Annotated in this window: 22 protein-coding genes; 11 read left to right on the forward strand and 11 right to left on the reverse strand. The window is 37.6% G+C overall.

Going from position 1 to position 13,121, the window contains the following annotated elements:
- Nucleotides 1-45: 45 nt before the first annotated feature.
- From J5V48_RS08950 to J5V48_RS09000, 11 genes are all read right to left on the reverse strand, one after another.
- Entirely contained in the window at nt 46-678 is a 633-nt protein-coding gene (locus J5V48_RS08950; protein ID WP_219938242.1) for a hypothetical protein, read from the reverse strand.
- Nucleotides 679-681: 3 nt separating this feature from the next.
- Complete coding sequence (locus J5V48_RS08955) at nt 682-885, reverse strand: hypothetical protein (protein WP_219938243.1); 204 nt, start codon at nt 883-885, stop codon at nt 682-684.
- Nucleotides 886-943: 58 nt separating this feature from the next.
- Nucleotides 944-1,135 carry a hypothetical protein gene (locus tag J5V48_RS08960; protein WP_219938244.1) on the reverse strand — a complete coding sequence of 64 codons (192 nt, stop codon included), beginning with the start codon at nt 1,133-1,135 and terminating at the stop codon, nt 944-946.
- A gap of 69 nt (nt 1,136-1,204) precedes the next feature.
- A complete protein-coding gene (locus J5V48_RS08965; RefSeq protein WP_219938245.1) occupies nt 1,205-1,981 on the reverse strand; it encodes a hypothetical protein in 777 nt (258 codons plus the stop codon).
- Nucleotides 1,982-1,992: 11 nt separating this feature from the next.
- Nucleotides 1,993-2,628 carry a lambda exonuclease family protein gene (locus J5V48_RS08970; protein WP_219938246.1) on the reverse strand — a complete coding sequence of 212 codons (636 nt, stop codon included), beginning with the start codon at nt 2,626-2,628 and terminating at the stop codon, nt 1,993-1,995.
- A 4-nt stretch (nt 2,629-2,632) separates the two neighbouring features.
- The gene (locus J5V48_RS08975; RefSeq protein WP_219938247.1) at nt 2,633-3,283 is read right to left on the reverse strand and encodes an ERF family protein; all 651 of its coding nucleotides are present in this window, start codon (nt 3,281-3,283) and stop codon (nt 2,633-2,635) included.
- 427 nt (nt 3,284-3,710) lie between these two features.
- A complete protein-coding gene (locus J5V48_RS08980; protein WP_219938248.1) occupies nt 3,711-3,866 on the reverse strand; it encodes a hypothetical protein in 156 nt (51 codons plus the stop codon).
- Nucleotides 3,867-4,040: 174 nt separating this feature from the next.
- Nucleotides 4,041-4,601, reverse strand: a complete 561-nt coding sequence (locus J5V48_RS08985; RefSeq protein WP_219938249.1) for an ImmA/IrrE family metallo-endopeptidase — start codon at nt 4,599-4,601, stop codon at nt 4,041-4,043.
- Nucleotides 4,585-4,944, reverse strand: a complete 360-nt coding sequence (locus J5V48_RS08990) for a helix-turn-helix domain-containing protein (protein ID WP_219938250.1) — start codon at nt 4,942-4,944, stop codon at nt 4,585-4,587. The genes J5V48_RS08985 and J5V48_RS08990 overlap by 17 nt, the downstream gene beginning before the upstream one ends.
- Nucleotides 4,945-5,264: 320 nt before the next feature.
- Entirely contained in the window at nt 5,265-5,765 is a 501-nt protein-coding gene (locus J5V48_RS08995) for a DUF4760 domain-containing protein (protein WP_219938251.1), read from the reverse strand.
- A gap of 208 nt (nt 5,766-5,973) precedes the next feature.
- Nucleotides 5,974-6,642: a LexA family transcriptional regulator gene (locus tag J5V48_RS09000; protein WP_219938252.1), complete on the reverse strand. Its 669-nt coding sequence runs from the start codon at nt 6,640-6,642 to the stop codon at nt 5,974-5,976.
- 127 nt (nt 6,643-6,769) lie between these two features.
- Here J5V48_RS09000 and J5V48_RS09005 point away from each other — a divergent pair, with 127 nt between their 5' ends.
- The 11 genes from J5V48_RS09005 to J5V48_RS09055 all read left to right on the forward strand — a co-directional run bounded on the left by J5V48_RS09005 (nt 6,770) and on the right by J5V48_RS09055 (nt 12,863).
- Nucleotides 6,770-6,970, forward strand: a complete 201-nt coding sequence (locus J5V48_RS09005; protein ID WP_219938253.1) for a hypothetical protein — start codon at nt 6,770-6,772, stop codon at nt 6,968-6,970.
- 11 nt (nt 6,971-6,981) lie between these two features.
- On the forward strand, nt 6,982-7,794 hold the full coding sequence (locus J5V48_RS09010; RefSeq protein ID WP_219938254.1) for a helix-turn-helix domain-containing protein: 813 nt from the start codon (nt 6,982-6,984) through the stop codon (nt 7,792-7,794).
- Nucleotides 7,784-8,122 carry a hypothetical protein gene (locus J5V48_RS09015; RefSeq protein WP_219938255.1) on the forward strand — a complete coding sequence of 113 codons (339 nt, stop codon included), beginning with the start codon at nt 7,784-7,786 and terminating at the stop codon, nt 8,120-8,122. The genes J5V48_RS09010 and J5V48_RS09015 overlap by 11 nt, the downstream gene beginning before the upstream one ends.
- A complete protein-coding gene (locus J5V48_RS09020; RefSeq protein ID WP_219938256.1) occupies nt 8,119-8,565 on the forward strand; it encodes a hypothetical protein in 447 nt (148 codons plus the stop codon). The genes J5V48_RS09015 and J5V48_RS09020 overlap by 4 nt, the downstream gene beginning before the upstream one ends.
- A complete protein-coding gene (locus tag J5V48_RS09025) occupies nt 8,566-10,044 on the forward strand; it encodes a replicative DNA helicase (RefSeq protein ID WP_219938257.1) in 1,479 nt (492 codons plus the stop codon).
- A 12-nt stretch (nt 10,045-10,056) separates the two neighbouring features.
- The gene (locus J5V48_RS09030; protein ID WP_219938258.1) at nt 10,057-10,494 is read left to right on the forward strand and encodes a RusA family crossover junction endodeoxyribonuclease; all 438 of its coding nucleotides are present in this window, start codon (nt 10,057-10,059) and stop codon (nt 10,492-10,494) included.
- Between the two features lie 58 nt (nt 10,495-10,552).
- Complete coding sequence (locus J5V48_RS09035; protein ID WP_219938259.1) at nt 10,553-10,942, forward strand: DUF2513 domain-containing protein; 390 nt, start codon at nt 10,553-10,555, stop codon at nt 10,940-10,942.
- 7 nt (nt 10,943-10,949) lie between these two features.
- Entirely contained in the window at nt 10,950-11,402 is a 453-nt protein-coding gene (locus tag J5V48_RS09040) for a hypothetical protein (RefSeq protein ID WP_219938260.1), read from the forward strand.
- Nucleotides 11,389-11,664, forward strand: coding sequence for a hypothetical protein (locus tag J5V48_RS09045; RefSeq protein ID WP_219938261.1), 276 nt, complete (start codon nt 11,389-11,391; stop codon nt 11,662-11,664). The genes J5V48_RS09040 and J5V48_RS09045 overlap by 14 nt, the downstream gene beginning before the upstream one ends.
- Before the next feature lie 127 nt (nt 11,665-11,791).
- The gene (gene dcd, locus J5V48_RS09050) at nt 11,792-12,409 is read left to right on the forward strand and encodes a dCTP deaminase (protein ID WP_219938262.1); all 618 of its coding nucleotides are present in this window, start codon (nt 11,792-11,794) and stop codon (nt 12,407-12,409) included.
- A 1-nt stretch (nt 12,410) separates the two neighbouring features.
- Entirely contained in the window at nt 12,411-12,863 is a 453-nt protein-coding gene (locus tag J5V48_RS09055; RefSeq protein WP_219938263.1) for a hypothetical protein, read from the forward strand.
- Nucleotides 12,864-13,121: the final 258 nt, after the last annotated feature.

Raw genomic sequence — 13,121 nt, forward strand, 5'->3', positions numbered from 1 at the left:
TCGTGTGTATCAAGAATTTTGTTTCAAGTGTTACCTGATCTAGGTTCATTTTGTGATTAAATGAGGTTTATTTCCACCATGAGACAGGGCAGTTCTGACAGCATCAAGCTGCAACTTCTTTGTCTCTATTTCAGTTCTTCTCATGTCATTTAATGAACCAGCAATGTTATTAACTGCTTCAGCTCTCTTAAACAGCATGTCAGCCTTCTGCAGATCAACTTCACCATCTTCATTGGTATAATTTTTAGCATCCTGGATAAGAGCAATTTCATTCAAAAGCATCTGCTTAATCTGGTTATATTCATCATTCTGTTGGTTCATAACTTCCACCTTTGCTTTTGTTACTTTTGGTTCATGGGTCACCTTTTGGGTCACTTTTGGTTCATTGTTTGGTTCTTCATCAACAACATATCCATTAACGTCATAAGGCAATGAATAACCAAACTCATGACAGTAATTGTCATAAATAGCTTTTGGTACAACAGGTCTCAGCTTGAAGGTTCCATGCTCAACAAAGTGCTTTAAATTAGCCTTAATCTCTGTATCAGTTGATTCAGGAAAAGCCATTCTCAATAAGTCTTTAATATCAAGCTTTTCTGACCACTTACTGCCAAATATTCCTAATGCTTTTCTTAAGCTTTCAGATGACTGAAACTTAAGCTCAAAAATAGTGATCATTCATTATTCCTTATGCTTAAAAGCTGTTGTTAAATACTGTTCTATCTCTTTTTTAAAGAAACATATTCGCCCAGAAAAGCTAGTATCTCTATCAACTGGCTTTGGAAAATCAGGGTGTTTCTTCAAAAAATTGTTAAAGCCATGTAGAGACTTAAAGCCCATTAAAGCTATAACGTCTTTTCTTGTTATGAGTGCTAATTCTTCCATGGTTATTCCTCAAAAGGGGGGAGTGGTTAGCTCCACCAATGTCATTGTCAACTACAAATTAGAACTGTTCTTTTATTTGTTCCTGCAGAGCTTTAAGCACACGCTCTCTACGTGTTGCTGCTTCATACAGAAACGTTCTTGATGCTTCGTTTGATGTTTCTAGTTCTGCTGTCTTTTTAAAATCTTCAATATCATCTACAAGTGCGTTCTGAATAACACTCCACTGAGATAAACTAATTTCAATCTTCATAGAGCCTCATAAAAAGGGGCGGGCTACGGGTGAACCCGCCGAAGTAGCTTCATGCAATCTTAAGTATTCTTAAAAAGGCAGATCATCGTTGTACATTTCACCCTGCACTGTGTTTGGCTGCTGAAACTGGCTCATCTGTGCTCTCTGCTGGAGGTTCTGCTTACTGTATGACTGCTGCTGTGCTATCGCTTGAGCAATTGGTCCCATTGGCTGAGACTGTGCAGGTGCAGGCTGTTGAGCACCTACTCCCTGCACATTGCTTTGCTGAGTTCTAACGTTGTCGCTAGTCTTTATACCAAGCTTCTCAAGCATTGGCTTTAAAGTGGTAACTGGATGATTTAATGCAACCTCTGTTGCTGTCTGTCCGCGCTCATTGCATACGTGAAGACTGTACTGTGGGAATGTATTGCCACTGTTGGTGCTTTTTTCTCCAGTGTATTCAACAACACCGTAGATTCGGACATTCTTAAGCTCTGCAATCTCTTGGAAAGTCTTAGGTTCACCTGTAAGCTTGTCAGTATATTCAACTGTAGTTGGATCAGGACAGATTACATTTCCTTCTGCATCACGAAGATTTGCAAAGAAACAGATATCCTGCAGTCTCTGTGAAGTAGCTGAAATGAATTCTGTAACGTAGATTCTGCCTGTAGGCTGACCGTTATTCATTACAGCAAGACCAAGATTAAGGGATTCCCATGCATTACCTTTGCTTGATACACCTGTTTTGATTGCTGCAGATGCAATTTCCATCTCATAAAAGCCGGTCTGACGAATGTCGTTTAGCTCTTTAAGGTTGATGAAGTTGCCCAGATTGTCTCTAGGTGTTTTTCCAAAATTTGTTGCCATTTTTTTATTTCCTATGCTGCTAAAGTGTTAATCTCTTCCATTGTCTTGTTCAGTTCTGCAAGAAACTCAACAAGGCGCTCTTTACATGTATTGAGTTCTTCGTCAGTTGGTTCCCAGTGAATAACCAAAAGCTCAAGACCTTTACTTCTGAAGCGCGGATCATAATCTACGTAGTCACACCATTTGCGACCTGTAACAATCAGCTGAGTCAGTATCTGCCACTTGTACTGCTCTGGAATTTCTCTGTTTCGTAAGCGCTCAAGATGAGTACCGCAGGCAGGACACTTAATCTCTACAATTCCGTCTTCACCTACAAAACGGTCAGGAGAAGCTCCAAGTCCCTCGATAGTAGGATGTTTTACAAAGGTCTTTCCGTCACCGGTTACCATGTTTCCGGTCTTGATTTCATAGGCCTTAGCTGCATCATCTTCATGGTCGATTCCCCACTGCATAGCTGAGGTGCAGAAAGATGGTGTTGGTTCACCAGTTAACCGCTCTGCAATCAGCTCATTCATATAGGCTTCATATCCAGATAGCTTGTTTCCCTTAGCTCCTCGCTTGCATACATCCACTGCACGTGAAGCGGTAAGCATTCCACAGCGCTGAGCTCTCCACTCAGCTTCCTGATCAAAAGATATGTCTGTCATTTGTTTAAGCTCCTAATTTCTTCTTGATTTCATCGTGAACACCGGAATTGATAAGCTGAGCGCGCTCATCATTGGTAAGCATGGTCTTGTAGAATGCCTGATATGCGCTCATTCCGCTTTGTGCTGCTTTTTCTGCTTTTGCCTTAACAGCTGGATCAATGTGAGTATCTTTTACCTGTTTCAGCTCACCGTCTGAATCATCATCAGCAACAATACCCAGCAGAGCACAAAGTGTGTAACGTCTTGCATATGTAAGGGCAGTTCCTTTGGTTTGGAACTGATTACCTCCCTGTCCTATAGAGAAGGAGAGCAGTCCTGAAGAACGACTTTCGCCCTTGTCGTTGTAAATTACAGTCTCAACTAGAAGCTCACCGTTTTCCTCTGAAACAATATGCTGTTCAAGACCAAGACCGTTCTTGTTGAGCACTGGTCTTACTGCAGAGATAATGTCTGATAGGTCTGCATACTTGCTCTTAGTAAATGGATTGGTGTGGTTCTTTGGAATTGGTGGAAATTCGCTTTGAGCCTTGATCAGTGCACCTAGAAGAGATGGATCTTTTGAAGATACAGTCTCTTTGGTTTTGCGAGACTTCTTTGCTTTGGATTCTGTTTCCAACTGTTCAAGTTCATGAACAAGGATTTCGCTATCGCTCATTTTTTTACTCCTTTAAATGCTTTCAATTAGCCCGATTAAACAGAAGAAAGTCATAACAGTGACGAGTGTTGCAATAAAATAAAGTGCTATCAGCATTACTTTTTTTAGTTTTGTGTTGTTCATTCTTGGTTACCTTTAATATAAGAAAACTTTTGTAAACTTTATTTAGAATATAAAATTTCTTATAAGAAAAGTAAAGAAAATTTTATAAGTTTTTTTATAATTTTTTTTTAAATTGATTGATTCATATCAGATAAGCTTTAGAAGATACATTGAAGAGACTGATATTAAGAGATGAAAGAAAAACCGCATCAAAGGATACAGTATAGGGGTGTGGGGTATAGATTTTTTCAGTTGACAAAAGATTAGGAATAAAAGAAAAGCCGTAGTGATTGGCTACGGCTTTAACAAAAATGCTAATTAAGAGCTAAATCCATATTGGAAAGCCTCTGATACCATACTCTCTGGCATAGATCTTAGTGCCGTCCTTCAGGCGAATTGAAGCTCTGAAGATTAGTCTTTTACCTGCTTTTGAAACAGGATTTACAAGTGCGAGAACACTCGCAATTTTAGAATCTGACATATTTATGTCCTCTAAAATTTACGAGCTCACATTTGAAATTCATTAAACAGATCACTATAATGCAAGTACAATTAAGAGCATTAAGTTTCATGCTTAATGTCGGTCTAGGTAGTGAGCTCTTAAGCTAAACCTGACCTATAAGGCTCTGGTGTTGCTGGTAACAACATCAGAGCTTTAATTTTTATGATACTGCATTCTTCTTACACGAACGCAACTAACACTTATCCCTAGATATAGCGCAACTTCTTCATCTGAATAGTTTTCGTATTTCTCTACAAGTTCATCTGGAAATAACAAATTACCAGCAAACGTATTTGCTTGCCATTCGCTGTCTTTATAAGCTGGAGTTTGAAAAGTAGAAGCTCTGCATAATGAAATTTGATTGCAATGAGCTAGTGAATGAAATATTTCATGAGCTATCGTAAATCTTGATCTGCCATCACCTTCTGCAGCTTTGTTATACACTGATTCTCTGATTAAAATTGTTTTATCAGGAAAAGTCTTTGCTTCTGCATCTGGTAAAGCTGCATCTTCAACAATCTCGTAAGATATGGCATTTGGGTTTGATAGGGATAATGCATATAATCCATGCTCCAGCAATCCCACAACATCTATTTTTCCATGTTGCCCTATAAATCCTTTGTTTAGAGCAATTATTCGAATAGCCTTAGCAGCATTCTTGATTTGCTTTGCTGATAAAGGTGAAACCTCAAAGCCTCTATTTTGTATTGCCATTTAAAATCTCCAATATTTGTCTTTTTTCTTCTTCAGATAAAGAATCAATACTTCTAGCAAAAGCTGCCGCTACTTGCTGATTTAAGGGGTTATTAAACGTCTTAACTTTTACTTCTGATTGGGATTCATCAACGGATCTTTGGAGCTCTGCTCTTTGTTTTTCATCAAATTTATATGCATTTGATATTTTTTCTACCATATCTGAGGGAATAGGTTTTGAACCGGTCTCCATTCCGGATAAATAAGCAGATCCAATTTTTAGAGTTTCAGCCATATTCTTTAATAATAAGGCGTTATCTATTCGATATTTCCTTATAAATTGTCCGAACTTATTTAGTGCCATTTTTTTTACCCTCGAAAATGTTTATAATTTAATTATACAAAGTTATAAGAATTTTGCAAACTTCTTTTAATAAAACTTGAATAAAACTTTATTGTTGTTATGTGTACTAAAGACCATAACTACAGACTAGCAGAATTGGCAAAAGAGCAGTGATTAAGCGTGAGCGCGTTTATTCTGAATCAAATTTTTGGATAGATTAACCCTGTAGAAATGATTTGCCCCTCATTAAGAGGGGCACTGACACTACAGCTGATTGCAAATCTCAAATCTGTAGCGTCCTATATTTTGGACTTATAGATGCCTCATATAGGACTTTGAATTTATATCTTCTTTTTTAAAGGATGCCTTTGCCATCTAAGAACAAGTTTCTCAAATTCTTGAAAAGCCGTTGGAAATCCAGTTGAAGAGTCTCTAATAGCATATATTGTATTTTTTAAATATTTCCAATCTCTTAATACAGTGGAATAATAGGCGTCTTTATAAATATGTTCATCTATAGAATCATTATTTATTCCTACAGCTACAAATTCACGAAAGTTTAGAACTGTTTTTAATGCATTACACTCTTCACTATCCTTATTTTTAAAATATTCTGATAAATCAGAAAAATCTGTTTTCTGGTTTGCTAGCTTACTCATAAGATCAATTGCTTTATTCAATTTGTCATTTGATCGTTGATGAATTATTAAGTTAATAGTAGCTAGAGCTTTTGAATCTTTATGGTGTCGATGTAATGTAAAAAATGTGGCAGCGAGACCTACAAATAAAATGACAGTCTGAATGACTGTCAATATAACCTGCCAATATTGAGATTCGGTCATTAATTACCATCCCAACCTTCAAAAAAAATAAAATTGAGTGTTGACAATGATTTCATGATAATTACCTTTTTTATATTCTTGAATACAAAGCCCCCACAAACATATGCATCGTTGAGAGGCCTGTGGGGTTCTGTTACTTATATTATAGATTTTAAAATCTAAAAGTAAATCTACCTGAACACATATTTAAAATTTGTTTAATAAGATATCATTTAAACGGCGCTGTTCCAATACGTGCGACAACCCTTCCAATGATTACCACAGAATCCATTAGTTCTGGAGGTACATGGTCATCTTCAAAGTTCTTGTTTTCACTTTTTATCACCAGACTGCCATCAATCTTTGGATATAATCTTTTAATTCGCATCTTTCCCTGAACACCAAAGGCGTAGACTTTGCCTTCTCTGATATTTCGTTCATTCTGGGCGATAACCACATATTCACCGTTGTAAATAAGCGGTTCCATACTGTCACCTTCAACTTTTACACATATACAGTTGTTTGGTGATACTTGATTATCTACAAAGAATTTATTCTCAAGCTTTATAAAGGTTTCATCCAGTAGATCTTCATAAGAAGGCTCATATCCTTCACCGCATTGAAAGGTGATGCGTTTATATGGAATGGTGGTGTAGTTATATATTTCTATATTAGCGTTATCTGTAGGAAGTCCTTCTCCTGAAGACAACCATTTTGCACTGATTTTATAATATTCAGCTAACTTCTGTGCAACATGAGATTTGATGTTAGTTGTTTTACCGTTACACCATTGGCTAACAGCAGCTTGGGTTACACCTGCAACATCTGCAATTTGTTCCATGGTTGCTTTCTTTTCGTCTCGTAGATAGTTGATCCTATCTGAAAGTAGCATAGTCATATAATACCCCTTCTTTATATAAGAAATCTTAAAAGATGTTTAAAAAATTGCAAAATTGCCCCTTGATTTTAAAAATAAGAAAATTTATATTAAAAATATAAGATATTTTATAAAAGGGTTAAGAATAATGAAGTACAAATCAGACAATTCTGTTCATATAGCTGAAGCTTTAATACAACATTTTGGTTTTCCTGAATTAGTTAAAATCTGTAAAACATCACAACCAGCAATTTCTCTATGGAAAAAGAATGGCATTCCATACGCCTGGGAAATGTTCTTTAGAAAGAGAAATCCTCAACTACAACTCTGGAAAGACTATCCGCTATAACTGGAGTTTATATGGCTTATGTATATAACCACATGCCCGAAGAGTTTTATCAAGATAGAGCAATCGGAGCAATGGCTAAGCTAGTATTGCAGAGAATATTCTCTTTATCAAAAGATGGGGAACAGACTGTATTCTTTAATCGCGAAAAATACGCTCATGATCTCGGCTGTAATAAAGACACAATCACCAAGGCTTATAAGGATCTTGTTGAAGCTGGATATATAGAGCAGATACACAATAAAAATCCTTTTGACAGGACTCTTAGATTTAAGGTTGTTAAATCGACTCTTGAAACCAATAAAATTACCGATAACCGAGAAACTCGTCAACGAGAAGATAGTCAACGAAATAATAAGCAATCTGATAACCGAGAATACCAAGACGAAGAATTCGGTAATCAGATAACCGAAGATTTCGGCGATCTTCATCAGATAGAAAAAAGAAAGAATATAGAGAAAGAAGAAGATAGAGCTTCCTCCTCTCTCACCTTCGATTCTGTCTTTTCTCAGATGCTAAAAATCAACGAAGAAGAATTTACTCCAAAGGGAACCGGTTTTGATGAAGAAGATATCCGTTCTGATGCCAGAACCTACACCATGAAGTTCAAGGGTAAACCAACCCGAGACAGCATGTATAAATGGATGATATCTGGAGATGAACGCAGACGCGAACAAAGAAAAACACAATTAGAAAGCAATCAGAACAGCACGGTTCCTCTTCCCAAGAAAATGACTGCAGCTCAGATACGTGCAGGACTTCTTGCTCATCAGAAAAAATATGGCCCAGCAAGTCCATTCTATGTCGGAGGTGACTATGAATATTGAACAAACCAAACGAGTAACGGCGGTATTCAATGAGCTGTATGAAGAGATAAAACAGACTTCATCTGATTTATTCACTGGAATTACAGAGCAGGAATGGAAATCCTTAAAAGCTGAAGCTACCGGAATTGTGTTTTCCTATCTGAAGAATGCTAAACAGTACAACTTCAATACGCTTGTAGGAGGAATCCGTGAATTTGTGATGATTCGGCTTCTGGTTATAAAAATAGAACACCAAAGAAAAGTAAAACAGATAAAAGAAAATGTAACAGCAGTACCCCCAAGTCTTGAGGAACTGTTTTCAGATAAAAATGAAGGAGAATTATTATGAACCTTACAGATGCACAGGTTGAGCAATTCAGCGAGAAATGGAGAGAGGTCTTTTTCTACTTTATTCCAAAAGATCGAAATTTTGAGAATGATATGTTCACAATCCTAAACCATCTTCCTGATAATCTTGATTTTGACTTACTTATCAGAGCATGTGACAGGGCAATCGTTACAGAAGAGTTTTATCCAAAGCTGAAGACTCTTTTCAGCATTATGGAAGATATTCATGCTCAGGATATCGAAGAGGAATATCACCGTCAGGAACGTGAAGCTCGTGAAAGAGAGGAGCGCGAACTGCAGGAACACAGAGCTCGTATTGCAGCAATGTCTCCAGAAGAAAAGCAGAGACTGAAGGATGAAACAAGAAAACTCATTCAGGAACTTCAGGCAAATTTAACTAAAAGTACCCTTGATTTAACTGTTAAAACAGATATGGATTGCTAAATGTTAATATTTGATTTAAATGACCAATCTTACGAACTCAATCTGCTGGCAGTCATGCTGTATTCACCTGATTTAATTGGAACCTTATCAGATGAAAACATGCTCACTGAAAGTGATTTTGTCAGTCAGCAGAATTATGAGATCTATCAAGGGCTTCTTAATTATATCAAAAAGTTCGAGGAAACGGAGATTCTTGCTGTTGATACTGATGTTCTTGTTGAATGTATCAATGAAGTCTGTCCTAAATCAAAGGTCAGACCGTTTGACATTGATAATATCCGTAGAAAATCATCAACTGCAATAAGTGTTGCCGGTGATCCGATAGCTTTCTACTCACAGAGAGTAAAGAATCGCGCTAAGAGAAGGGAGTTTGTTGAGATTGCACAACATCTTTCTGATGATTCACGCTCAATGGATATAAGTCTTCCTGATATTGCAGGAAGAACCAGTAACGCACTTGACCGTCTTGCAGACACACTCAAAGATAACGAACCTCTCTTTGTTCCTGATCCGGTTGTTCAGATTGTCAATCAGTTCAATCTAATCAAGGAAGGTCAGAAGGAAGATATACAGCCTACAGGCTTTTTCAGTCTCGACAGAGTGCTGGGCGGAGGATTAAGACCTGGTACTCTGGGTGTTATTGCTGCTAGACCTGGATGCGGTAAAACCTCTCTTGGTTTGCTCATTGCACTGCAGATAGCAGAAGATCAGGGGAACATGGGACCGGCAGTTTTCTTCTCCTTTGAGATGACAAAAGAAAGTCTGTTTAAGAAGATTCTCTGTATTTATACAAAATCATCAGAGCAGGTGCTTTCAGAGGGAATTACCGAACAGATGAGAGATGATCTAAAGTTTCATCTTTCTAAAGCTTTCTTTAGAAACGGCAAGAGCTTTCCTGGATTACTTATCTCAGAAAAATCTACCGTATATCTTGATGAGATTGAGCGCGAACTGAAACGTATGCAGTCAAAAAATCAGCTTCCAAAGGTATGTGTGTTTGATTATATCCAGCTGATGCATACAAGAGAAAAATACGACAGACGAGACCTTGAACTCGGTGCAATTACCAGAGGTCTGCGTGAACTTGCCAAAAAGTACGGATTCTGTGGAATTCTGCTCTGTCAGATGAACCGCACAGTAGAAGGAGGAAAGGTCACGGATGATACAGCACCAAATAATTCCTTCATTCGTGATTCTGGAGCAATCGAGCAGGATGCAGACTGGGTAACTTTTCTTCTCCCGTCTGTAACGATGGGGTTTACAAGATGTTTCTTCACAAAGAACCGATTCGGTCAGATATCAACCAAAGATACTCAGTTGTGGTTTAGATTTGACGGTGCAACTTCTACCTTTGAAGAAAGTATGCGACCTATGAGAATTGGTGGAGAGGGAGCTCACAATAACAGCAGATATAACGCAGCAAATGGTGGAAGTTTCGGCTTCAGTCAGTATTGTGGAAACAAATCAAAAGGGGAATAAGGAAGTACAAGAATGTTAGAACTGAATTTTACAATCAAGGGTGAACCAACAGGCAAGGGGCGTGTTAGGTTTTTTGGCGGTCATGCTGTTACTCCCAAGAAGACCAGAACCTATGAAGCTCAGATTCGCTACGAGGCAAGTCATGCAGTAGAGCACATGGTAGAACAGCCTGACTTCAGTGCGCCCTGCAGTGTGCGTATCAGTGCCTTCTATCAGATACCGGCTTCCTACACCAAGAAGAAACGTATGCAGATTGCTGAGCATGGGTGCTCTGTGGTTCGACCAGGAAAGCCTGATCTAGATAACGTCATCAAGTCAGTGCTGGATGGTATGAACGGTATTGTGTTCAGTGACGATGTGCAGGTGGTACGTTTGAGTGCGGAGAAGTTCTGGTGTGAGGGTGATGAGACTCCACGTGTTGATGTTCGCGTGAAGTGGGAGGAAGTATGATTGAGAATGCGCTGATTGGTATGATAGATTTAAACACAGACAAATAGGGAGAAGTCAAATGAAACGCGATTGGAAAATTATTAAAGACATTCTGTGTGCGATAGAAGACAACAAGGTGAAAATACATTGGGAACAGCTTCAGGAGAGCGAACAGAAAAACGTGCTGCTTCATTATGAGTTGCTTAAGGAAAGCGAACTTATTACCAATTACGAACTTGCATCAGATATGGACGATGACGGTAAATGTACATACCATCCTAACTTTCTGCCTCAGGCTCCCAATGTGCCTGGTATTCGAATGACAATGAAGGGGTATGATTTACTTGAAGTACTAAGAGACCAGACTTTATGGAATCGTATTCTTTCAAAGGCAAAAGCTTTGGGCGTGAAACTTACCTATGAATTTATCGTTCAGGCTGTTCCTGTAATCTATAAAACCATGATGTGAGGTCAATATGCTGACAAATGAAATTATTTGCGCTATCAGTGAAGATAATTCCCGTGAATACATTCGTCTTCTTCACAATTACGGTCTTTGGTCACGATATTTTGGATGTTCTGGTTATCCAGGACACACTTCATCAAATCAGACTTATACCATTTCTGATGAATCTGCTATGATTATTGATAAGGCTTTCTGTGAATTAAAACAGAAACAGCCTAATCTGTATAAACTGCTCAACATGTTTTATATCCAGTGTAAATCTCCAGATGAGATTTTCCTGATTCTGAAAAAACAGAACAAAGAGCAGAAAATAAAAACACGTCATTGCTCAAACTATTTTAGATTTAATCCTGCTGTAGATACAGCTTTAAGATATGTTACTACTCAGGCTATCTGTGACTTAATCAGAAGAGGTGAACAGTTGATTCTTAATCAGCTAAGGATTATGAATGAAGGTGTTTGAATTTGAAGGTAAGTGTTATCGCTCCATGCGTTTATTCTGTCAAGAGCGCGGTGTTTCTTATCAGAAAATGAGAAGACTCTGCAGACATTATATGCGCGCTCATAAAGATCCAACCATTGCAGCAAAGTGGCTTTTAGGCTTGGAAACTTTTAAAAGCAATGAACCAAAGACATTTCTTTATGAGCAGGACTTGCAAAAATCTGAGGAACGGAACTCTAAATTCAAAGACAAAATGTATCAGCAGTTTATAGAGAATTTTTAATTTAAATGCTATACTTTTGGTAAAGATTTGTTTATGGAGAAACAAATATGTTTAAGCTTGCAAAACTCTCTAATTTTGTTTTCGAGCTGACAAGATTATTTCAGTTTCAGAAAGGTAAAGTTTGTAAATGGCTTCTTTAAGTGACAAAGATATTCTTGAACTTATAAGACTTGGAAGTTTAAGTATCTCTCCTCTACAAATTTCAAATATTCAGCCTGGTAGCATTGATCTTACATTGGCAGATAGTATCGAGCTGTTTAAAATCGATAAAACAGTCGATTTATCTGAATTAAGCAAAGATGATTTAAAAAGATCCTCTGAAATTATTTCAATCTCTGATGGATATGAACTGAAACCAGGACAGTTTATAACAGGACACTCTTCTGAATTAATTTCTTTACCTCAAGATGTTAACGGTTTAATTATGAACCGTAACAGTCTTGCAAAAGTTGGATTGAATGCTGCAATAAGCCAATACATCAATCCTGGTTTTCATGGTAACAAGATCATTGTTATTGCAAATATGGGAACCACCCCAATTATTCTAAAACCAGGTATCAGAATTTGTACTCTGGTTCTGTTTAGAATGTCATCCACTTCGTATCGAGCCTATGATCAGCGACACGATACAGCGGCTATAAAAGATCATATGACAGGTATGAGTTACACTGACTCAAAACATATTGATGACAGCCTCTCGGATTTCATGAATGAGCGAATAAAAGAACTAGCGAAGATTGATTAAGATGCTACCCACAAAAACAAGAAAAAAACTTGAAGATTTTTTAATGCAAGATCATGGCTTTGTTCTGGATAAAATCAGACAACTGGCAGTCGAAGAACTCAAGAATAAATATAAAAAAGCGGGGCAAGAAAATCATCATATTTCTGAAAAGGAAAGAGATTTTTATATCATCAGTCATAACGAAGAGCTAAAACGGAAGTGCGAGAGTCTTGCTAAGTCAGCTGCGGAAAAGATAATTCCTGAAAGCAATTTATGCTATTTGTTAAAAAATATCGGATTCTGGTCAATATTTTTAGTTCCAATGATGTATGTAATTCCAACAAGGTTGCTTGAAGAATTCAAAAAGGCAAGTATGGACGAATGGAATTATGATATGCTACTGGCAGGTGGTTTTGGTTTTATTTCTCTAATTCTCTTTTTTATAGGCGCTATCATTTCAATCTTTAAAAGATAATCTCATCAAGGTACTGTGACAGCTTGAACTAGGGTACGGGTGGCAAGGCGCCCGAAAATCGTCTAGCTGAATAGATTTTTAAAATATGGCTGCCATCCTCTATATGCTTTATTGAAAAAATTACGCTTCCTACATATAATTTAAGTCAGTAGTGCCCTTCTGCGCTTCTTACTCGCGAGAGTATCCCAAACTTTGCTAGATTTTACTGATCTAGTGGAGTTTTTAGCAAAGTCCCTTTGAATTAGGGACTTTCTTATT

It is taken from the genome of Succinivibrio faecicola, assembly GCF_019448115.1.
GTDB lineage: Bacteria > Pseudomonadota > Gammaproteobacteria > Enterobacterales > Succinivibrionaceae > Succinivibrio > Succinivibrio faecicola.